At 71.5% G+C, this 21,871-nt stretch carries 16 protein-coding genes; 7 read left to right on the top strand and 9 right to left on the bottom strand.

Translation table 11 applies throughout. The features are described from left to right. The first annotated feature begins 215 nt into the window (after positions 1 to 215). A complete protein-coding gene (locus AB0389_RS04250) occupies positions 216 to 644 on the top strand; it encodes a metallopeptidase family protein (RefSeq protein ID WP_366393742.1) in 429 nt (142 codons plus the stop codon). Positions 645 to 726: 82 nt separating this feature from the next. Here AB0389_RS04250 and AB0389_RS04245 read toward each other — a convergent pair whose 3' ends face one another. The 3 genes from AB0389_RS04245 to AB0389_RS04235 all read right to left on the bottom strand — a co-directional run bounded on the left by AB0389_RS04245 (position 727) and on the right by AB0389_RS04235 (position 6,642). Beyond that, positions 727 to 2,274, bottom strand: a complete 1,548-nt coding sequence (locus tag AB0389_RS04245; protein WP_366393741.1) for a DUF5719 family protein — start codon at positions 2,272 to 2,274, stop codon at positions 727 to 729. Beyond that, on the bottom strand, positions 2,271 to 6,062 hold the full coding sequence (locus AB0389_RS04240) for a glycosyltransferase family 2 protein (protein ID WP_366393740.1): 3,792 nt from the start codon (positions 6,060 to 6,062) through the stop codon (positions 2,271 to 2,273). Before AB0389_RS04240 ends, AB0389_RS04245 begins: the two co-directional genes overlap by 4 nt. A gap of 316 nt (positions 6,063 to 6,378) precedes the next feature. Continuing rightward, positions 6,379 to 6,642, bottom strand: coding sequence for a WhiB family transcriptional regulator (locus AB0389_RS04235; RefSeq protein ID WP_114659539.1), 264 nt, complete (start codon positions 6,640 to 6,642; stop codon positions 6,379 to 6,381). A gap of 693 nt (positions 6,643 to 7,335) precedes the next feature. Here AB0389_RS04235 and AB0389_RS04230 point away from each other — a divergent pair. From AB0389_RS04230 to AB0389_RS04220, 3 genes are read left to right on the top strand one after another with little or no spacing between them, the layout of a single operon-like run. After that, entirely contained in the window at positions 7,336 to 7,851 is a 516-nt protein-coding gene (locus AB0389_RS04230) for a cysteine dioxygenase family protein (RefSeq protein WP_366393739.1), read from the top strand. 12 nt (positions 7,852 to 7,863) lie between these two features. After that, positions 7,864 to 8,820 carry a 2-phospho-L-lactate transferase gene (cofD, locus tag AB0389_RS04225; RefSeq protein ID WP_366393738.1) on the top strand — a complete coding sequence of 319 codons (957 nt, stop codon included), beginning with the start codon at positions 7,864 to 7,866 and terminating at the stop codon, positions 8,818 to 8,820. Next, the gene (locus AB0389_RS04220; protein WP_366393737.1) at positions 8,817 to 10,127 is read left to right on the top strand and encodes a coenzyme F420-0:L-glutamate ligase; all 1,311 of its coding nucleotides are present in this window, start codon (positions 8,817 to 8,819) and stop codon (positions 10,125 to 10,127) included. The genes cofD and AB0389_RS04220 overlap by 4 nt, the downstream gene beginning before the upstream one ends. 24 nt (positions 10,128 to 10,151) lie before the next feature. Here AB0389_RS04220 and AB0389_RS04215 read toward each other — a convergent pair whose 3' ends face one another. From AB0389_RS04215 to AB0389_RS04190, 6 genes are all read right to left on the bottom strand, one after another. After that, positions 10,152 to 11,144: a DNA-3-methyladenine glycosylase 2 family protein gene (locus AB0389_RS04215; protein ID WP_366393783.1), complete on the bottom strand. Its 993-nt coding sequence runs from the start codon at positions 11,142 to 11,144 to the stop codon at positions 10,152 to 10,154. A gap of 335 nt (positions 11,145 to 11,479) precedes the next feature. Next, positions 11,480 to 12,046, bottom strand: a complete 567-nt coding sequence (locus tag AB0389_RS04210; RefSeq protein WP_366393736.1) for a hypothetical protein — start codon at positions 12,044 to 12,046, stop codon at positions 11,480 to 11,482. Beyond that, the gene (locus AB0389_RS04205; protein WP_366393735.1) at positions 12,037 to 13,824 is read right to left on the bottom strand and encodes an alpha/beta hydrolase; all 1,788 of its coding nucleotides are present in this window, start codon (positions 13,822 to 13,824) and stop codon (positions 12,037 to 12,039) included. The genes AB0389_RS04210 and AB0389_RS04205 overlap by 10 nt, the downstream gene beginning before the upstream one ends. Continuing rightward, positions 13,821 to 14,213 carry a hypothetical protein gene (locus AB0389_RS04200; RefSeq protein WP_366393734.1) on the bottom strand — a complete coding sequence of 131 codons (393 nt, stop codon included), beginning with the start codon at positions 14,211 to 14,213 and terminating at the stop codon, positions 13,821 to 13,823. Before AB0389_RS04200 ends, AB0389_RS04205 begins: the two co-directional genes overlap by 4 nt. Positions 14,214 to 14,462: 249 nt before the next feature. After that, positions 14,463 to 15,545, bottom strand: a complete 1,083-nt coding sequence (locus tag AB0389_RS04195) for an NDP-sugar synthase (RefSeq protein WP_366393733.1) — start codon at positions 15,543 to 15,545, stop codon at positions 14,463 to 14,465. Positions 15,546 to 15,665: 120 nt separating this feature from the next. Continuing rightward, positions 15,666 to 17,120, bottom strand: coding sequence for a peptidoglycan recognition protein (locus AB0389_RS04190; protein ID WP_366393732.1), 1,455 nt, complete (start codon positions 17,118 to 17,120; stop codon positions 15,666 to 15,668). Positions 17,121 to 17,256: 136 nt separating this feature from the next. Between AB0389_RS04190 and AB0389_RS04185 the strand changes: the two genes are divergently transcribed. From AB0389_RS04185 to AB0389_RS04175, 3 genes are all read left to right on the top strand, one after another. Then, complete coding sequence (locus AB0389_RS04185) at positions 17,257 to 18,009, top strand: TIGR03089 family protein (RefSeq protein ID WP_366393731.1); 753 nt, start codon at positions 17,257 to 17,259, stop codon at positions 18,007 to 18,009. Positions 18,010 to 18,212: 203 nt separating this feature from the next. Further along, complete coding sequence (locus tag AB0389_RS04180) at positions 18,213 to 19,604, top strand: LCP family protein (RefSeq protein WP_366393730.1); 1,392 nt, start codon at positions 18,213 to 18,215, stop codon at positions 19,602 to 19,604. 223 nt (positions 19,605 to 19,827) lie between these two features. Then, the gene (locus AB0389_RS04175) at positions 19,828 to 21,657 is read left to right on the top strand and encodes an LCP family protein (RefSeq protein WP_366393729.1); all 1,830 of its coding nucleotides are present in this window, start codon (positions 19,828 to 19,830) and stop codon (positions 21,655 to 21,657) included. Positions 21,658 to 21,871 lie beyond the last annotated feature (214 nt).

Here is a 21,871-nt window from a genome sequence, read left to right as displayed (position 1 = left end):
CTGACCTGCATGGAAAGAAGCGTGACGGAGGGGCGACGCCCGGTGATGTGGTCACCACTCGGGGCAAAAGACCTTATTGACGGCGAGGCCGGTGATCACGGGGGCGCCGGGATCGGGGCCCGGGCTTGGCCGGAATGTTCAATACGCGACATGCCGTGCGCGGGGGCGGCGGCCGAGATATCGGATTCCCGGCGCGGGGCTACGCTGCGTCAGTGATGGACAGTCCTGTACCTCCCCGCCCGGCCGAGCCGGGTCCGCGCCGCCGCGACCGCCACGGCCGCGGTATGCGCGGGCCGGTCGCGCCGCCCCAGGTGCCGCTCTCGACCAGCCGCTCGGAGTCCTTCCACGATCTCGTGCGGGACTCGGTGGACCGGCTGGAGCGGCGCTGGCCCCAGCTGGCCGAGGTCGATTTCCTGGTCATGGAGGTGCCGGTCGAGCCGGCCGACACCGTGCCTCTCGGCAGCTCGGCGCCGGCGGACAAGAGCGGTCCCGCGCGCATCGTGGTCTACCGGCGGCCCGTCGAGATCCGTACCAAGAGCCGCGACGAGCGCGCGCTGCTGGTGCACGAGGTCGTGGTCGAGCAGGTCGCGGAGCTGCTCGGGCTCGCTCCCGAGTCCGTCGATCCCCGGTACGGGCAGGATTAGCGGCCACCGGTAGCGGCAGCGGTAGCGGCAGCCGTGCGGGTACGGGTGCGGGTGCGGGAGACGTGCCCCCGCACCCGCTTCGCTACTTGCCGCCGTCCAGGATCGACAGGTCCTCGCGCGCCTCCGGTACGGAGACGGTCCCCCGGTCGTCCGGCAGCGTCTGGACGGTGAACATCTGGACGCCGTCCGCCGGCAGCGACAGCATCCGCGCCGCGTGCACCGGACCGCCCGACTCCGGTTCCACCGTCAGCGCGTACGAGCCCTTCAGCCCGGCCGGCACCTCCGGCTCGACGCTCAGGGTCGTACCGGCCTTGACGGTGTACGTCTTGACCGTCGCCTCGCCGCCCCCGCTGCCCGCCGAGGACGTGACCTTGACCTTCGCGTCCGCGCCCGGGGCCGTCAGATAGAGCGTCGAGCCCTTGGCCCGGTTGTCGGCCACGGTCGCCCGCGAGGCGATCGCGCCCGTCGCCGGGATGAACGCGATCTCCCGTTTGTCGCCCTTGCCGCGTACCACGCGCAGCGCGGCGACCACCGGCGCCCCGCGTCCGCTGCCGGACGGGGAGACGATCAGCGTCCCCGCCTCGCCCTTGGTCACGTCCGACAGGTCGAGCGCCGCCGTCATCTTCGACTTGACGTGCAGGCTCTCCGCCCCGGCCGGGGTGAACGTCCCGTCGGCGCCCGAGAGCTGGACCTTGAGGTCGGCGTCGTCGTTGCCGGTCGAGAACGCCACCAGGCGTACGTCGGTGGCGTCCGCCGGGATGCCGGGGAGCACCTGGCTGCCCGCGGCGTCCGCGGAGGCGGCCAGCCAGTCGCTGCCGCCCGCGGTGTCGGCGGCGCTCACCGCGGCGCCGATCCTGCCCGTACGGGTGCTGACGTGGACGGTCACGTTCGCCTCGTCCTGGGCGGTCAGCGTGGAGAGCAGCACGGGGACGCTGGACCGGGCGGGGACCGGGATGCCCTCCCCCGACTCCGACTTGATCAGGCCGTCCTTCCCGTACAGCTCGATGTCCACGACCGCCACGGAGTCATCGGGGTTGGTGAGGTGGACGTAGTCCTGGCGGGAGCGCTCGGTGCTCGCGGCGGGGAACCAGAAGTCGGTCTCCGGCGAGGTGCAGGTCAGCCCGAGCAGCCCGCGCGCGTCGCCGATGTCGACCGTGGTGGTCTGCTGCGTGGTCCAGCCGGGGGCGAGCCGGCCGGTGGCGACGCCGACGAGCGCCGGGGCGTCGGAGCCGCTCTTCTCGGCGGTGACCGGCTTGCCGGGCTCCTTGAGGGAGAGGAACGGTTTGGCGCCGGACGTGTCCTTCTTCTCCGTGTCCTTCTGCTTGCCGTCGGTGGCGGCGGCCAGGGTCACGGTGGAGACCTTCAGCTCCGCGGAGGCGTCGCCCTCCGCGCTCGCCTCGCGGTCCGCGCCGCCCTTCCCCGTAGGGGTGACGGAGGTGTACGTGGTCTCGGCGACGTCCGAGACGCTCGGCACCGGGCAGAGCTGGCTGGTGCGCTCCACGGGCAGCCGTGCGGCGGCTGCCGGGGCGGCGGCCGTGTCACCGGCCGCCGGAGCGGTCATGGAGGCGAAGCCGGTGATGGCGGCGAGGGCGGTGGCGACCGCGAGGAGGGAGAGGGTCGTACGGTTCACTGGTTGCTCCCGTCGGGGCGCTGGCGCGGTTCGTTCTCGGGGGCGTTCCCGTAGGGGCCGTCCCCGTACGGCTGCTGCTGGGGCGGCTGCTGCTGGGGGTACCCGTAGGGGTCGTACTGCTGCTGCTCCTGTACGTACGGTCCTGCGGCCGGGAATCCGCCGTCCTGGTACTGGCCGTCCTGGTACTGCCCCTCCGGGTACTGGCCCTGCTGCTGGTACGGGTCGGGGGCGTACTGCTGCTGGTACTCCTGCTGGTACTGGCCCTCGGCGTACTGCTGAGCCGGCTGCTGAGCCGGCTGCTGCGCGGGCTGCTGTACCGGCTGCTGCGCGTACGTGCCCGGGTCCCACTCGTCGTACGACTGGACCTGGGTTTCCTGCTGCCCCTGCTGCCCCTGCTGCCCCTGCTGCGGTACGGCCGCGAATACGTCCGCGTCCTCCGCCGCGGGAGGCGCCGGCGGTGCGTCCGGCGTGTGGGGCACGTCAGGTGTGTCGGGCGTGTCGGGCGTCTCCGCCGCCGCCTCCGCCTCGGCCGCCGCGCGCAGCCTGCGCGCCCTGCGCCCGTCGCCCGACGCGGACTGCTCCGGGATCTCGATGTCCTCCTCGGGCAGGTCGTCGTCGATCTCCCGGCGCCGCCCCGGCAGGGCCAGCACCAGCAGGACCACGGCGAGCACGCACTGCGTCCAGATCCACACCCGGTGGGTGAAGGGCTCCTCGTACGTGAGGTCGAGACGGCCGCCCTCGGCGGGCAGCTCGAAGCCCTGCGCCCAGCCGTCGACGGTCTTCTTCGGCAGGGCCTTGCCGTCGAGCGTGGCCTCCCAGCCGTCGTCCGCCCGGTCCGCGATCCGCAGCACCCGCCCGGCGGAGCCCGACGGGATCTTGGTGTGCGCCTCGACCGGTCCGGCGGCCACGGCCAGCGGCTCGCCCGCGCCCTTGCCGTTCACGATGGTGGCCCGCGAGATCTGCCGGTCCACGCGCCACAGCGCGCTGCCGTCGAGCTGGCTCAGCCGGGTCAGGCCCGGGGTGGCGTCGAGGACGCGGCTCGTCTCGCGCGGCGCTCCGTCCCGTACCAGCACGTACCGGATCGCGAAGCCGCTGAGCTGGTCGGTCTGGTCGGCGCCGGAGCCGGCCACCAGGTTGGCGACGATCTTGTCGAGCCGGGTGTCCCCGCCGCCCGACGCGGTCAGCTCGGCGTCTCCGAGCCGTGCGCCGGAGCCTCTGACCAGGGAGTACGAGACCACGGCCGGTGAGGTGCCGCCGAGCACGAGGGTGCGCGGCTGGTCGCGGGTGATGCTCTCCTCGGCGACGAACGCGGGGACCTGCACCGGGTCGCGGCGCTCCAGCGGTCCGGCCGCGCCGCCGATCATCCAGCCGAAGGCGGCGATCAGCGGGCCGAGGCCCGCGGCGGCGGCGATGAGTACGGCGACGGGCTGGCGCCAGCCGAAGCTCTCGGCGGCGACCCGGATCCGGGCGCCGTCGGCGCCGAGGACGGCCGCCGCGATCAGCGCGAGCCCGTAGAGCAAAGTGGCGGGCCCGGCCCAGCCGGAGTTGTTGGAGAGGACGGCGAAGACCAGCGCGACCAGGGCCACGGCCCAGGCCGTACGGATCGCGAACTGCCGCTCGCCGCGGAGCAGCGCGGCCAGCGCGGCCAGCACGATCCCGAGCATCAGGATCCCGCCGGCCGCCTTGGGTCCGCCGGGGCTGATGCCGAGCAGGTCGAGCGCGGTCGCCGAGCCCGTGCCGAACTCCAGGCCCGCCTCGCGGAAGAAGGCGCCGGGGTCGGTCAGCAGCGACAGCGACCAGGGCGCCAGCATCAGCAGCGGGGTGCCGAGCGCGACGAGCACGCGCGGTCCGTACGCCTTGATGTCGGCGCGCCGCAGCGCGAGGACGCCCAGGCCGAGCAGCGCCGCCACCGGCCAGACGATCGGCGTGAAGGCCATCGTGAGGGTCAGCAGGAAGGCGTACGCCCAGGTCGCGCGCCAGCTGCCGCGCGCCTCGGCGTGCGCGCCGCCGCGCATGCCGTACGCGGCGACGGCGGCGCGGGCGATCAGCGGCAGCAGGACGGCGAGCACGGCCGTACCGAGCCGCCCGGTCGCCAGGGCGCCGGTCGCGGCGGGCAGGAAGGCGTACGCGACGCTCGCCCAGGCGCGCAGCAGCCGGGACGGTACGAGGGTGCGCGAGGCGAAGTAGGCGGTGACCCCGGCGAGCGGCACGGAGCAGACGAGCAGCAGCGTCAGCGCGAAGCCGGTCGAGCCGAGGAACAGCGCGGACAGGGCCGCGAGTACGGCGAGATAGGGCGGCGCGGTGTCGGTGAGCCCGGTGCCGACGGGGTGCCAGCCGTCCGCGTACCGGGACCACAGGTCGGAGACGTCGGCGGGCGCCGGGAGCAGCGCGCCGCCGGCCAGCGAGCCGCCGCCGAAGAGGCCGCGGCAGGCGACGACGGAGACGAGGAGGAGGATCGCGAAGAGGACGGGCCCCGGCTTGCGTGCCAGCTTCTTCAGCCGGGCGAACTGCTCGACCTCCATGTAGTCGGCGTCGTCGCCGCCGGGTCCCGACTCGACGGCGCCGTGGCGCGAGCCGCCCGCGTCCGTACCGTCGGAGTCGCCGCCGAGGCTGGTGGCGATCTGTTCGACGGTGACGCGGATGGTGGCGCCCGCGGGCGGGAAGAGGGGACGCAGTTCGGCGGCCTCGACGACGGCCTTGCCGCGCTCCTTGCGGCCGCTGATGATTCTGCCGGGGCGCAGCAGGGTGCCGCAGAGCCCCATGACCTCGTCGATGGCCTGGACGGGCGCCTTGCCGACGAGGTAGGCGAGGGTGCGCAGGAGGGTGCCGATGACGAGCCGGAAGAGCACGTAGGGCAGGACGGTGGCCCGTGCGTTGACGAGCATGGTGTAGACGGCGCCGGCCTTGTCGACGCGGTGCGGGTTGACGACGGAGCGGCCCGCGCAGTCGACGCTGCGGCGCTCGCGCGCGGACGCCTCGGCGTGCCGCAGGACGGCGTCGGGGGCGACGAGCACCCGGTGTCCCGCGGCGTGCACGCGCCAGCAGAAGTCGACGTCGTCGCGCATGAGGGGCAGCGCCCGGTCGAAGCCGCCGAGTTCGTCCCAGACGTCGCGGCGGACGAGCATGCCGGCGCTGGAGACGGACAGGACGGTACGGACCTGGTCGTGCTGGCCCTGGTCCTGCTCGCGCCGGTCGAGGCCGGTCCAGCGGCGTCCGCTGTTGGCGATGGAGACGCCGACTTCGAGGAGCTGCTTGCGGTCGTACCAGCCGCGGAGTTTGGGGCCGACGACGGCGGCGTACTCGTCGGAGTCGGCGACGCGCAGGAGTTCGGCGAGGGCATCGGGCGCGGGGGCGCTGTCGTCGTGGAGGAGCCAGAGCCACTGCACCGGTTCGCCGTGCGGGAGTTCCGGCAGGTCGTAGTTCTCGTCCTGCCAGGTGCGGGTCACCGGGTTCCAGCCGCCCGGCCGCCTCAGGTAGGCGATGTCCTCGGGTGTGAGCACTCCGGCGATCTGCGCGGACTCGTCCACGGCGGCGCCGAAGCCGGACCGGCGCGCGAGGTGCAGCACGTGGTCGTCGCCGAGGGCGTCGGTGAGGAGTTGGGCGGAGTCGTCGGCGCTGCCGGTGTCGGCTGCCATGACGTTCTGTACGGGGCGTTCCTGGCCCAGCAGCCCCGCGAGGACGTCGGGCAGCCAGCGCGCGCCGTCGTGGGAGACGAGCACCGCGGTCACGACGTGCCGCGGGAACTCGGGGGCGGTGGCGGGAACGAACGCGGCTGTGGTGGGGGACATTGAGGTGGCGGGCCCTCCGGCCGGGGGGTCGCCCCGAAGGGGCGTTGGAGCGTCTCGGACGGGGCCCCACACTAACGGTAGGAACGGACACGGAGCGCCGGGTCACCGGGTCCGAGGGGTCCAAGGGGTCCGGCGGGAAACGGAACGGTCCGCCGCCCGCGGGGAAGCGCGGGCGGCGGACCGTGTCGTACGTACGTGACGGCGGCGGGTTTCCGGCCGGTGGCCGGACCGGTGGCCGGACCGGTGGCCTGGCCGGTGATCGGACCGGTGGTCGGGCCGGTGGTCGGGCCGGTGGTTCTGACTGAGGCGCGGGGCGTCAGATCGCGGCCTTTTTGAGCCGGCGCCGCTCGCGTTCGGAAAGGCCGCCCCAGATACCGAATCGCTCGTCGTTCGCGAGGGCGTATTCGAGGCATTCGGAGCGGACCTCGCAGGCGAGGCAGACCTTCTTGGCCTCGCGGGTGGAACCGCCCTTCTCCGGGAAGAAGGACTCGGGATCGGTCTGGGCGCACAAGGCGCGCTCCTGCCAGCCGAGTTCTTCGTCCGCGTCCTCGACCAGCAGTTGTTCGAACAGCTCGGTCATGTGCGCCCCTCGTCTGTCTATATACGTCCCCGTGGCTGTGGCCGCTGTCGAGTTCGGCCGAACGACACGAGTGAAATTACAAGTGCGTGGTCTGGGTGGGTCAAGCCGAGATCTGCTATTGGGCCCGGTATTCACTCTCCGGAACCAAGGCTATGCGGAAAGTGTTCAAATCACCAAAAACCTGACACATGCCACTGGCCTGCCCGCATCACCTCTCTTTCGACAAGAGAGACGTCACGAACCGCGGCCCTGTTGCGCGTCCGGCCGAGGTTGCGATCCGGATCACAGTCACGGCCGCCGGCCACCACAGCCGGCCACCACCGCTGAACAGTCGCTGCCCCATGTGTCCGCGGCCCTCCGCGCACAAACCTTTCTCTGACCGGAGCAACCGGATGAGGTGAAACATTGCCGCCGAATCGGTCATCGAGTTGACATCCGGGAGTGGATTCGCAACCTTTGGTCTCATGCCAGCGAACCCCTCGCAGACCGCGACCCACGCCCGTGGATTCCGCAGTGCTGTCCAGGCCCGCTGTCGCTGTTCCAGCCGTGCCTGCTGTTGATGCCCCGGGGCTCCAGCCGATCGCACTGGTCATCACCGCTTCCTCACGCCGTGTGACCGCTTCATCCGCGTAACCCGCTCCGCCCGTGTGACCCGCCTTCGTCATCCGTATCTGCCGAGGACCACCGCACCCCATGAACAGCGACAGCGACCTTCAGATCGCCGGCGACCTCCTTGAGGTCCCGCACCTCCTCCAGCCCGCCCGGGAGCACCCCGTCACCGTCGCCGACTTCGTCGGCCTCGCCCGTACCGTCGCCGCCGACCGCGCGCAGTGGGCGCCGCTCGTCCAGTACGACGCCTCCAGCCGCTGGTACCACCGGCTGCGCACCGGGCCCGGCTACGAGGTCTGGCTGCTCTCCTGGGTGCCCGGACAGGGCACCGACCTGCACGACCACGGCCGGTCCTCGGGCGTACTGACGGTCCTCGAAGGCGAACTGACGGAGCGTTCGGAGCACGGCAGCCGGGTCCTCGCGCCGGGCGTGCAGCGGGTGGTGGCGCCGGGGCAGGCGCACGAGGTGGTCAACGCCTCGCTGGAACCGGCCGTGAGCCTGCATGTGTACTACCCGGGGCTGACGGAGATGCCGATGCACACGGCGGGGGCCACGGTCTCCGCTTCGGCGACAGCCTCCGAGGATGTCGTACCCGCCTGACAGACTGTTCCCATGCGCATTGTGGTTCTGGCCGGCGGTATCGGCGGCGCCCGTTTTCTGCGTGGCCTCAAGCAGGCCGCGCCCGAAGCGGACGTCACGGTCATCGGCAACACGGGTGATGACATCCATCTGTTCGGGCTGAAGGTCTGTCCCGACCTCGACACCGTGATGTACACCCTCGGCGGTGGCATCAATGAAGAACAGGGCTGGGGACGCGTCGACGAGACGTTCCGGCTGAAGGAGGAGCTGGCCGCCTACGGGGTGGGGCCCGAGTGGTTCGGCCTCGGCGACCGCGACTTCGCCACGCACATCGTCCGTACGCAGATGCTCGGCGCGGGCTACCCGCTGAGCGCCGTCACCGAGGCGCTCTGCGCCCGCTGGAAGCCGGGCGTGCGGCTGCTGCCGATGTCCGACGACCGCGTCGAGACGCATGTCGCGATCGAGGTGGACGGCGAGAGCCGGGCCGTGCACTTCCAGGAGTACTGGGTGAAGCTGCGGGCGTCCGTCGACGCCCGGGCGGTCGTGCCGGTCGGCGCCGAGCAGGCCAAGCCGGCGCCGGGTGTGCTGGAGGCGATCGCCGCCGCCGACGTCATCCTCTTCCCGCCGTCCAACCCGGTCGTCAGCATCGGCACGATCCTCTCCGTCCCCGGCATCCGCGAGGCCATCGCCGAGGCGGGTGTGCCGGTCGTCGGGCTCTCCCCCATCGTCGGGGACGCGCCCGTGCGCGGGATGGCCGACAAGGTGCTCGCCGCGATCGGCGTCGAGGCGACGGCAGCGGCCGTCGCGCTGCACTACGGCTCGGGGCTGCTCGACGGCTGGCTGGTCGACACCGTCGACGCCGAGGCCGTAGCCGGCATCGAGGCCGCTGGCATCCGCAGCCGCGCGGTCCCACTGATGATGTCGGACGCCGACGCGACCGCAGCGATGGCCCGCGAGGCGCTCGCGCTGGCCGAGGAGGTACGGGCATGACGGACGCCGCCCCCTCGTACCGTGTGCGCGCCCTGCCGGGGCTGCCTGAGGTCCGCCCCGGCGACGACCTCGCCAAGCTCATCGCCGCCACCGGCCCCGGGCTGGCCGACGGGGACGTGCTGCTGGTCACCTCGAAGATCATCTCCAAGGCCGAGGGCCGGATCCTCGAAGCCACGGACCGCGAGGCGGCCATCGACGCGGAGACCGTACGGGTCGTCGCGCGGCGCGGCACACTCCGTATCGTCGAGGACCGGCGGGGCCTGATCATGGCCGCCGCCGGGGTCGACGCCTCCAACACCGCGCCCGGCACGGTCCTGCTGCTGCCCGAGGATCCCGACGCGTCCGCCCGCGCGATCCGCGACGGACTGCGGGACACGCTGGGCGTGGACATCGGCGTGATCGTCACCGACACCTTCGGCCGGCCCTGGCGCGCCGGGCTCACCGATGTCGCCATCGGCGCGGCGGGGGTACGGGTCCTGGACGACCTGCGCGGCGGTACGGACGCATACGGCAACCCGCTGCGGGCGACCGTCATCGCGCTCGCCGACGAGCTGGCGGCGGCGGGCGACCTGGTCAAGGGCAAGACCGGAGGGCTGCCGGTCGCGGTCGTGAGCGGCCTGTCGCACCTCGTCGGCCCGGCCGCGCCCGACCCGGGCAGCCGTCCGCTGGTGCGCGAGGCCGCCAACGACATGTTCCGGCTCGGCACGTCCGAGGCCGTACGGGAGGCGGTCACCCAGCGCCGTACCGTCCGCGACTTCACCGACGAGCCGGTCGACCCCGGCGCGGTCCGCCGCGCGGTCGCGGCGGCGGTCACGGCGCCCGCCCCGCACCACACCACGCCCTGGCGCTTCGTCCTGCTGGAGTCGGCGGAGTCCCGGCTGCGGCTGCTGGACGCGATGCGCGACGCCTGGATCGCCGACCTGCGGCGCGACGGCAAGTCCGAGGAGTCCATCGCCAAGCGCGTCCGGCGCGGCGAGGTGCTGCGCAGGGCGCCGTATCTGGTCGTGCCGTGCCTCGTCACGGACGGCGCGCACGCCTACGGCGACCCGCGCCGGGACAGCGCCGAGCGCGAGATGTTCGTCGTCGCCATGGGCGCGGGCGTCCAGAACTTCCTCGTCGCCCTGGCCGGCGAACGGCTCGGCTCCGCGTGGGTCTCGTCCACGATGTTCTGCCCGGACGTCGTACGGGACGTGCTGGCGCTGCCCGCCGGCTGGGACCCGATGGGCGCGGTCGCGGTCGGTCACGCGGCGACGGCGGCTGCCGCGCGGCCGGCGCGGACGCCGGAGGGCTTCATCGAGGTGCGCTGATCCTGCTCCGGGTCCTGGGCCGGGCTACAGGCGCGCGATGTTCCGGATCTCCATCCGGGGCGCGCGGCGGGCCGGGACCCGGCCGCTGAGCAGGATCAGCCGGACGGCGCGGTGGCGCTGGCCCTCGTAGGGGGCGAGCAGTTCCAGCATCGCCGCGTCGTCCGCGTCCCGGTCGTCCGCGAGCGCGTGCCCGACGATGCCGGGCAGATGCAGATCGCCGACGGTGACGGCGTCGGGCGCGCCGTTCGAGCGCTGGACCACCTCGGCGGCCGTCCACGGCCCGATCCCCGGGATCAGCTCCAGCCGGGCGGCGGCCTCGGCCGGCGCCATCGCCGCGGCCTCCTCCATGCGGCGCGCGACGCGGACGGCGCGCAGGATCGTCGCGGACCGCTTGGCGTCGACCCCGGCCCTGTGCCACTCCCAGGAGGGGATGAGCGCCCAGGTCCGGGCGTCGGGCATGACGTACATGCGCGCGTTCCCGGCGGAGCCGGTCCCGCTGGGGCCTGGCGCGCTGGGGCCGTTCGCGCTGGGGCCGTTCCCGGCGGGGCCTGGCGCGGGCTCGCCGTACTTCCGTACCAGCAGCCGCCAGGCGCGGTACGCCTCGACCGTGGTGACCTTCTGCTCCAGAATCGACGGAATCAGCGACTCCAGTACGAGCCCGGTCCGGCAGAGCCGCAGCCCGGGGCGCCGCCGCTGGGCCTCCGCGAGGACGCGGTGGCGCGGGGTGAAGGCGTCCGGGTCGTCGTCGGCGCCGAGCAGTGCGGGCAGCCGGTCCAGCAGCCACGGCGCCCCCGGCCCCCACGCCTCGGCCACGACATCGCGCCCCTGCCGTCCGACGCGCAGCGCCCCGGCACCCTCGGGCGTCCGGCACGTCCGCCACACCGTCCCGTCATTGTCGGCCCGGAACGTCGGATCCCCGGGCCCCCGCCGCAACGGCCCGAGCACGAGCCCGAGGTCGTACGCCCCCTCCGGCGGCGTCCACCGACGGCTCAGCGCCGGGGCGCGCGACGGCGCCACGTCCGCGCTGCGCGCGGGCCCGTGGGGTCTGTCGGGAGCGAAGCGTCCGGCCACGGGTCGAGCGTAGTCGCCTCCCGGCGAGGGGTCGTGGTCTGTGGTGGTGCGGGGTCCGGGCCGGTGGTGTCCGTGCCGGGGGCCGGGGCACTCCGGAGGCGCATCCCCGGATGCACGATTTACGCCGCGTGCGGCAGGGTTCTCTGTCCGCGGGTGCGTTCAGCGGCACAAATCGCGCTCTACATCCGGGGACGTCACCTCCTGCGACCCCGGCCCCCTCCGGTCGGTGGACGGCCCGCGCGCAAACGTCCCGGGCCGAGCCCGGTGGGTCTTGTGCGGCGTCAAGCGGGGAGCGGGGTGTCGGCGGACCAGAAGTCGGACCGCACGTTGGGGCGGGGAATCTCGACGCCGTCGTAACTCGGGCCATTGGGTTGGGTGAGGGGAGCGCCGACCTCGGACTTCCGCACACAGGGAGTGTTGACCTCCAGATACGCCTGTCCCTTGTCTCCCATCGTGAGATTCACCCCGAAGCCATTGGGCGTTCTGGCGAAGATCGCGGGAAACTCTCTGTCCTGATTCACCGACACAATCCTGTATCCACTATTCTTCCAGAAACTCTCGATCACACCGAGAAAATTCCCGCGCCGCTGTTCGGAAATGACCGTCATGACGGTTCGACGGCGAGTGACATCACAGGCCCTTGTCGTAGTGTCGTCGTGGGCCCAGTGGATTTCCGGCTTGACGGCCGAAATCGTCGCGTCCAGAATCCCGTCGGAGTACTGTGCCGCATCCTGCATATTCATGGCCGAATCGCTTCCCTTCCCGCTTTCATCCTTCCCGCAACCGGAGAGCAGGAGACCTGCCACCGCAGCGGCCGAAAGCCGGATCATCATCCGCTTCACCGCCATGCCTCCTCCTTGATTCCTTCGGATTTCCCGGCAACGATCCTGGCGATGTTGTCTGCCGAGATGTCATCCCGCTCGGGTGTGAAGTACTGACCGTGCGCGGCAAATCCGCCCAGATCGAGGACGGGGCGCGGCCCGTTGTCCACCTGGAAGCGTGTGGCCCCGAACGCCTCGCTGGCCGGGTCCTTCCCGAAGTACAGATCTTCACTTCGGAAGCCAAGCCCTTTTGTTACCACGGCCGGCGGCAAACCGAAATTCGCGGCCACCGCACCGACCCCGGCCTCTTGCTTCGTGGGAAGGTGCGTCACCGGATCGTTCTCGGCAGCTCCAACAAACACATGCCCCTTGCCCACCCCCAGGTCTTCGGCCCTGCTCACGCCGGTACCAGGACTGCCGACAACAATGATGTCATCTGCTCCAGGAATCCCGCCGTCCCGCTGCGACGCCGTACCCACGGTAAAAGAACCGTACGAGTGACCGATCGCCGTGAAATGCGGATCCTTGTGCTCATTCGTGGCCACCAGCCCGCTCATGAATGAATTGTAGAGCGGGGCACCCTTTCTGGCACTGCTCTCCGATGCGACATCCACGCTCAGTGGAGCGTCATAACCCAGCCAGATGATCGCCGCGCTGGACGCATCGTATTTTCTGGCTCCCTTGGCGGTGTCCAAGGCGCGCTCCATGGTTCCGTCGACGAATTCCTCGTCCAGCCGGTTCGACAGCCCCGGCACATACGCCGACACATTGCGCGCGGTGTCCGGGTTTCCGTAGGACACGATCGCTCTGCCGTTTCCCTCGGCACCGATGCCCAGCAGATACATCGGCGGCCTGGTCGGCTCGCCCAGTTTCTGCTCGATGCCGCGCAGCGCGGCCAGCTTGGCCCCGGCCCCGTCGCCACCGTTGCGTTCCAACTCGTCGATCAGCAGCGGAAGATAGTTACGGTTGGCCTCGTCGCGGGCGACCGCCGGAATGCCGTCGAGGTATCCGACCAGGTCCGGAGCGACCTCGATGTATTCGCGGCGCTGCTCCTCCGTCAGCCCGTCCCACCACGTCTTACGGCCCACGGGGGACTCGTTCTCCGGGATTCCCCGTTCCAGGTAGCGGCGGGCCGTGTCGCGTACGGCCGCCGTGTCTTGTGCCACGTCGGTGAAGGTCGCCGCGGTGACGTCCAGGCCCTTGGCCGCTTCGAGGCGGCGGAGGGTCCGGGTGTAGCGGGCGTCGATTTCGTTGGCGGAGCGGACTGCCCGGGCGATGCGGTCGGCGATGTCCTGGGCCTTCACGGTGTTCGGGTTGGGGACGGCGAGGCGGCCCGGGGTGAGGGGCAGGGGGTGGGGGTCCAGGGGGAGGCGGGTGGTGCCCCGGGCCGAACCGCCCGCGTGGTCCTCCGGGCCGAGCGGGCCTTCGGTGGTGGCGGCCGGGTAGGTCACCGAGCCGTCCTGGTGAACGGTGAAGGCCAGGTCCGCGGCGTCCCGGAGTGCCTGTTCCAACTGCTTCGCGGGTGTGGCGAGTTCGGCGGTCAGGCCGTTGAGCGCGGTGCTGATCAGACCGGCTTCTGTGTGGATGTACTGGAAGTTGCGGCTCAGCCGCTCCAGCCGTCCGACGGCCGCCCGGGCCGACTCGCTCTCCTGTGTCTCGCGCAGCTTCGCCGACATCGCGCCGTCCGTGTCGTCGCGGTCGGAACCGGCCCTGGCCGACACCTCGTTCCAGCCGTTCCCCGCGTCCTCGATCTCCGAGAGGTCGAGATCGCGCAGTTGCTGCCAGGTCAGCGCGGCGCCGGTCAACGGTCCGACCCGCTCCGCGCGACCTTCACCCGGCGCACCGCCTGCTCGGCGTCGCCGTCGGCCTCGCCCATCTCCTTCGCGACGGTACGCAGCGCGCCGTCGAGGTAGGCGCACTCGTCGCGTACCGACGCCAGCCGTTCCTCCCACGACTTCCGTACGGCCGCGAGCGCCGCCACGGCCGACAGCCCCTTCCCCGCGGGCGCCACGCCCTCGTGTGCCAGGCCGAGGCGGACGCGGCTCTTCTCGCTGCTGGTACGCAGGCGGCCTGCCGTACCCGAGGCGCTGGTCCACGGGCCGTCGCTGTGCCTCAAGGTGCTCGCGCCCGGTCCCCGGACCGGCGACAGCCCGGACAGGGCGAAAATCTCCTGCCATCCCTGTGAACGCGACACAGCAAACCCTCCCACGCCTCCCCGGCGGGCCCGCTCGGCTCACCGCCCGAGCGACGCTAACGCATCGCGCACGAGGCCGTGCAACCTGTCATATCTGCTGGTCAGCGTATTGATCGACTGGTCGTCACGGCTACGGCGGCACCTGCGCAGGAGTCCGTTCCCGCTGAACCGTCACCACCCCCGGTCGTCCGCGTGGGCCGAGGGTGGTGACGGGCGTGGCTCAGACCGACCGGTCTCAGACCGACCGTCTTACTCGTCCGAGGAGAATCTCACCGCGCCCGCGCCCAGGACCGCGTCGCACCACACCCGGACCCCCTCGCGCAGTTCGTTGTCCGGGCCCACCATCGCGCCGTCGCCGATCACCGCGCCCGTCACCACCGTGCGGGCGCCGATGTGGGCGCCCGCGCCGATCAGGGAGTCGGTGATCGTCGCGCCGGGGGCGATCGTCGCGCCGTCGAGGATCACGCTGCCCGAGACGCGGGCGCCCGCGCCGATCACCGCGCCCGCGCCGACGACCGTGCCGGCCGTGAGCTTGGCGTCCGGGGCGACCGTCGCGGTCGGGAGGACGAGGCGGTCGCCGCGGCGGCCGGGGACCGCCGGGGACGGGGCGCGGCCGAGGACCAGGTCGGCGGAGCCGCGGACGAACGCGGCGGGGGTGCCCAGGTCGAGCCAGTACGTCGAGTCGACCATGCCCTGGAGGTGCGCCCCCGCGTCGAGGAGGCCCGGGAAGGTCTCCCGCTCGACCGACACGGGACGCCCCGCCGGTATCGCGTCGATCAGGGAGCGCCGGAACACGTACGCCCCCGCGTTGATCTGGTCGGTGACGATCTCCTCGGGGGTCTGCGGCTTTTCGAGGAAGGCCGTGACCCTGCCCTGCGCGTCCGTCGGCACCAGGCCGAACGCGCGGGGGTCCGCGACGCGCGTGAGGTGCAGCGAGACGTCCGCGCCGGACGCCGCGTGGGTGGCGACGAGGGCGCGGATGTCGAGGCCGGTGAGGATGTCGCCGTTGAAGACGAGTACGGGGTCGTCGGGGCCCGAGCGCAGCCGCGACGCGACGTTGCGCAGCGCGCCGCCCGTGCCGAGCGGCTCGCGTTCGGTCACGTACTCCAGGCTCAGGCCGAGCGCCGAACCGTCGCCGAAGTACGGCTCGAAGACCTCGGCGAGGTACGACGTGGCCAGCACGATGTGCTCGACGCCCGCCGCGCGGGCCCGCGCCAGCTGGTGGGTGAGGAACGGGACGCCCGCCGCCGGGATCATGGGTTTCGGTGTGTGCACCGTGAGGGGCCGCAGTCTGGTGCCTTTGCCGCCGACCAGGAGGATCGCTTCTGTCAACGTGTGGTCTCCGCTTCTCGGTGATCGCGTCTCGGTGATCGCGTTCTCGTGGGCCGCGTCTACGTACGTATATCCATACATGCGCGGGTACCCGGAACCGACCAGTCCGTGCGGACCGGGTCAGCGCCCCTGGTATCCGGCCGCCTTCGCCCGTACCGTGCCGAGCTTCCCGTAGAGGCGGGCACCCGGGCATTCGGTGGCGAACCCGTCCCGGTGACCTGAGATGGTGTGCAGGGTGACGCGGGTTCCCTTTCCGTACTTTCCGCTGCCACCGGAGGTCAGCGTGACCTTTCCGTTGGGGTTGACGCCGTGCAGGCCGAGCTTCCAGGCGGTGAGCCGGGCGAGGGCGGTGAGGGCCGCCGCGGGCGGGTTGGTGTTGCTGTACGTTCCGAGGACGGCGATGCCCGTGGAGTTCGTGTTGAAACCGAGGGTGTGGGCGCCCAGCACGGGCTTGGCCACTCCCCCGGCGCGCCCTTCGTAGATGTTTCCGCACTTGTCGACGGCGAAGTTGTAGCCGAAGTCGCGCCAGCCGCTGCTCCTGACGTGGTAGCGGTAGATACTGCGCAGGACTGAGGGCGCTTCGTCGCAGGTGTAGTTGTTTCCGGTGGCGCTGTGGTGGACGAAGGCGGCCTTGACGGTGCCGGTGTAGCGGAAGTTCCGCTCGCGCAGGGACTCGTCGGCGCCCCAGCCCCTGCGGGTGATGATGCGCGGGCGGGGGGCGGCGTACCGCTGAGCCTCGGCCGAACTCCCGGACGCGCTCCCGGCCGCGCTCTCGGAGTACGTCGCCGAGAAGGTCGCGGAGAACGTTCCGGGCGAGACCTCCGTCGTGGCGGGGATCTCGCGGGCTCCGGGCGCTACGAGTTCCTCGTTCGCGGCCGAACTGGCCAGCTCCTCGGGGGACATGGGGGCGAGGGGGCCGAGCCCGCTACCGGTGGCGGGGTCGGCCGGGGACGCGCCCGTCTCCGTCTGCCCAGCGCCGCTCTGTTCCGCGCCGCTGCCCACGGCGGGTTCGACGCCCGGGTCGATCAACTCCAGCCGCAGGCCCTGCGGGAGCAGCGCGCGGGCCGGGCCCGTCTCGTCCTGCTCCTGGGTGGCCCGTACGCGCAGCTCCACACCGTCCGAGCCGCCGACCCAGAGCGGGGCGGTGGAGCCGTGCACGGTGCCGGAGTCGCGTTCCTGGCTGCCGGGGTCGGCGCCGTGTTCCTGGTTGTGGGTCTCCAGGTCCTGCCACTCGGACCAGATCTGGGTGCCGGCCGAGCGGGTACGGACCTGGACGGTGCCGTGGAACTCGGTGTCGGCGTCGTCCCAGACGACACCGAGCAGCGAGAAGGGGCGCACATCGCGGCGGGTCACACCCTGCTCCTGGGCGGCGCCCGGGGACCGGTCGGCGGGGAGCGCGGTCAGCGGGATCGACTGGGTGGAGCCGGGCACGGCCGGGACGGCGGCGCTCGCGGAGGCGAGAGCGACGGCCGTGCTCCCCGCAGGGAGCGCGGCGGCGCCCGAGGGGAGGGACAGCGGGAGGACCAGGGCGGCGGTGCACGCGACGCCGATCGGGGTTGCAAGGTAGGCACGCATGAACCGATCCTCGGGGCACGACCGCCCTCGCGCCCGTTGGACGCTCCCGGAAAACTGACGCACCGTCGGTCCAACCGGTGGAGGCCGTCACCGGTACGGCGGCGGTCCCACAGGGTCGCGGCGTACCCTTTGCCGCGTGAATGCCAGCGACCGCACCCCCGCCGACCTGCTGCGATCCGCTCTCACCGCGGACCCGGCCCGCCCCTTGGTCACGTTCTACGACGATGCCACCGGTGAACGTGTCGAATTGTCCGTGGCCACCTTCGCCAATTGGGTGTCCAAGACCGCCAACCTGCTCCAGGGCGAGCTGGCGGCCGAGCCTGGCGACCGGCTCGCGCTGCTGCTGCCCGCGCACTGGCAGAGCGCCGTCTGGTTGCTGGCCTGTTCCTCGGTGGGGGTGAGTGTGGACATCGGCGGCGACCCGGCGAAGGCCGATCTCGTCGTCACCGGTCCCGACACACTCGATGCCGCTCGCGCGTGCGGAGGCGAGCGGGTGGCACTCGCACTGCGTCCGCTCGGCGGGCGTTTTCCGCAGCCGCCGGAGGGCTTCACCGACTACGCGGTCGAGGTGCCGGGTCAGGGCGACCGCTTCGCGCCGTACGCCCCGGTGGACCCGGACGCGTCCGCGCTCACCGTCGGGGGTACGGAGCTGACGTCGGCCCAACTCGTCGCGCTGGCGCGGGAGAACGCCTCGGAACGCGGCCTGGCGCCGGGCTCCCGGCTGCTGTCGGGGCTCTCGTACGACAGCTGGGACGGACTGTCGGCCGGGCTGTTCGCGCCGCTCGCCGCGGGCGGCTCCGTGGTGCTCTGCCGGCATCTCGGGGCACTCCCCGCGGCGGCGCTCGAACAGCGTGTGACGAGTGAGCGGGTCACCCACCGCGCGGTGTGAAAGGGCGGTGGCGGCGGCGCGCGAACGTCCGAAAACCGCCCGGTCTGCACACAACGGACCGAGGTAGCGCAGCCGTAACCAAACTGAAGTACGTGATCGGCAATATGTGCGATCTCCCGTACAACCAAGAGCGCTCTCAGCCCGTCTACGACATCAACCGGCGGCCCAGCGCGCCGCCGACGCCTTGAAGGATGGACGAAGACGTGACCGACAGTGCTGGCACGCCGCCCGAACCGGACGAGAACTCCGGCGCCGCGGCCGGGACCACGGGCGCGGTGACGGACGCGGTGACGGACGCCGTCTCGGACGCGGCCAGGGACGAGTACCACGCTGTCTTCACGGCCATCGCGTCCGCCATGGCCGCCGCGGTGGCCGTGGCCGAGGCGGAGTCGGCGGCGGAGTCGGAGTCTGCGGCGGCGGAGAAAGCGACGGCCGCCGTCGGATCGCTCCCGTCCCCGAAGCCCGTCAAACGCCGCAAGCGCCGCTGGTTGCGCTGGGTAGCGATCGGCACGTCCGCCGCCGTCCTCGCGACGGGCGGCGCCGGCTGGTGGTTCTACCGGCAGCTCGACCAGAACATCACGACCGATACCACCACCACCGCCGAACTGCAGACGTACGAGAAGGAACGGCCGAAGCCCGTCGTCCTCGACGCGGAGAACATCCTCCTCGTCGGCTCGGACAGCCGCGCCGGCAAGAACGGCAAGTACGGCCGGGACGACGGCGGTTCGCAGCGCTCGGACACCACGATCCTGTTGCACCTGGCGGCCGACAGGAAGAGCGCGACCGCCGTCTCCTTCCCGCGCGATCTGATGGTGGACATACCGAGCTGCCGCCGGTCGGACGGCACCCGGACGAAGGCGCGGTTCGCGCAGTTCAACTGGGCCTTCGAGTTCGGCGGCGCGGCCTGCACGATCCGTACCGTCGAGAAGCTCACCGGCATCCGCGTCGACCACCACATGGTGGTCGACTTCCAGGGCTTCAAGGCCATGGTCGACGCGGTGGACGGCGTCAAGGTCTGCCTGAAGGAATCGGTCGACGACAAGAACTCCAAGCTCAAGCTCTCCGCCGGTACGCATCTGCTCGACGGGGAGCAGGCGCTCGCGTACGTACGCGCCCGGCACAGCCTCGGTGACGGCAGCGACACCCAGCGCATGGGCAGACAGCAGCGCTTCCTCGGCGCCCTCTTCAAGAAGGTGCAGAGCAACGGCGTCCTGCTCAACCCGACGCAGCTCTATCCGGTCCTGGACGCGGCTACGAAGTCGATCACCACGGACCCCGAGCTGGGTTCGCTGAGCGCGCTCTACGATCTGACCCGGTCCATGCGGAGCGTACCGACCGAAAAGGTGCAATTCCTTACGGTGCCGCGGCAGCAGTACACCCTGGACCCCAACCGCGACGAGCTGGTGCAGCCGGACGCCGGGAAGCTCTTCGAGCAACTGCGCGACGATGCCACCGTCACCGTCGTCCCGCCGAGCGCGGACGACGAGGACGCGCTCGGCGAGTCGTCCTCGGACTCCGCCACTCCCTCGCCCTCACCGAGCGGTGCGGGCACCGTATTCGAGGGGACAAATGCCGCGGCAGGCGTGTGTGAGTAAAGCAATCCTCAAAGAGATGGCAGCGGTCCATGGAGATTGAGCGGATTGCCCGCTTGTAAGTGGTGAGGAATGTGTCACTGGCGTCGCTCGACGCCGAACTGGACGGATAGTGTGGCGCGATCCGGTGTATCCGACCAACAGGTCGCGCACTAGCTGGAGCGAAACCGAGCGCCTTCCGGAGTGAAGGCGACTCGCGTGGCACCGACGGAGGATTCAGGCAACCGTGGATGCACATAGCCGTGGGCAGGCGGACGAAATCGACCCCGCCGACCAGTGGGTGCTCAACCCGGACACGGGTAACTACGAGCTGCGACTGGACCGCTCCGCAGGGCAGCCGCCCGCACCGCGCGCGGCCACCGGTTCGAGAACCGACGGCCCCGGCGCGGCCCCGGACACCGACAAGGGTGCGGGCAGTACGGGTACGACGGGTACGCGTGGCGGAGCGGCGTCGAGCGGGTCCGGCAGCGGACCGGATGCCGCCCCGGACCGGGAGCCGGGGGCCAGGCGGGCCGACGTGCCCGGCCAGCGCAGCCGGCGGGCGGGGAAGAACCAGACGGCCCCGCCGCCCCCCGCGGCCGGCCGCCGCAAGGGCAAGGGCAAGAAGAAGTCGGGCAAGAAGAAAGCCCTGCTGTGGACCGGCGGTGTGCTGGCGTTCGTCCTCGTGGGCGCCTCCACGGGCGGATATCTCTACTACCAGCACCTCAATAGCAACATCGCCACGATCGATGTCGCGGGCGCGGGTACCGGCGGATTCAAAAAGGGCCAGCCCGTCAACATCCTGCTGATCGGCACGGACAAGCGGACCGGCGCGGGTAATGAGGGATACGGCGACGCGGGCAGCATCGGCCACGCCGACACCAATCTGCTGTTCCACGTGTCGAAGGACCGTACGAACGCGACGGTACTGTCCATCCCGCGCGACCTGATCACCGACATTCCCGACTGCGAGACCAAGACCGAGGACGGCTCCAAAGTCATCCCGGGCGCCTCGCAGCAGCGCTTCAACAACAGCCTGGGCCAGGACGACCGCGACCCCGGCTGCACCATGCGCACGACCACCGAGATCACCGGCCTGGAGATCGATCACTTCATGATGGCGGACTTCAACGCGGTCAAGACGCTGTCCACCGCGGTCGGCGGCGTCGAGGTCTGCGTGGACAAGGACGTCGACGACAAGAAGTCCCGGCTCAAGCTCAGCAAGGGCACCCACCGCATCGACGGCGAGCAGGCCCTCGCCTTCGTCAGGACCCGGCACGCCTTCGGCAACGAGAGCGACCTCACCCGGATCCAGACGCAGCAGCAGTTCCTCAGCTCGATGATCCGGCAGATGAAGTCGGGCGACACACTCACCAGCCCCACCAAGCTGTTCAAGCTGGCGGAGGCGGCGACGAAGGCGCTCACCGTCGACACCGGCATCGGCAGCATCGAGAAGCTCAGCGAGCTGGCCAAGGAACTCGCCAAGGTCCCGGCGAAGAACATCACCTTCACGACGCTGCCGGTGCTCGACAACCCGGCGGAGGCCGTCCGCGCCACGGTCGTCCTCAACGAGGGCGAGGCCAAGCCGCTCTTCACGATGATGCAGAACGACGTCTCCCTCACCGAGGTGAAGAAGAAGGAGTCGGCGGCGAAGAGCGCGGCCAAGAAGAAGCAGGAGGCGCTCCTCAAGGGCACCAAGGCCGCCCCGGCCGATGTGCGCGTCGATGTGTTCAACGGCGGCGGGCCGCAGGGCTCGGCGCAGGAGACGCTGAACTGGCTCCAGAACACCGAAGGCGTCCTCAAGTCCTCCAACAAGGGCAACGCCCCCGCCGATGTCTCCAAGACGCAGCTGGAGTACGCGCCGAACCAGGCCGATCAGGCGCGGGCGCTCGCCGAGATGCTGGGGCTGCCGGCCGCCGGGATGAAGCCGGGCACCGAGGACGCCGTGGGCCTTGAGGCGATGACACTGACGCTCGGCAAGGACTTCAAGGGCGCGGGCGTGCCCATCACGGGCTCGGCGAAGGTGTCGGACACCGTGCAGCGTGTGGAAGCGGACAAGCAGGTCTGCGCCAAGTGACCCAGCGCGGACAGAGTGGTGTACGACCCGAGGGGGCGCCGGAACAGGCGCCCCAGGCGGGCGAGTTGGGCTGGGACGACAGCCTGTACGAGGGTGTCGGCGGCACGAAGACGGACGCGGACACCGCCTCCGGGGCCGACACCGGCGCCACTGACACCTCTGACACTTCCAGCCCCGGCGCCGTTGTGGTGTCCGACGGCAAGAAGGACGCCGA

The sequence above is a fragment of the Streptomyces sp. NPDC093109 genome (assembly GCF_040701725.1).
GTDB lineage: Bacteria > Actinomycetota > Actinomycetes > Streptomycetales > Streptomycetaceae > Streptomyces.
Note: the sequence above shows the minus strand (reverse complement) of the source record. Positions and strands in the feature narration are given on the sequence as shown.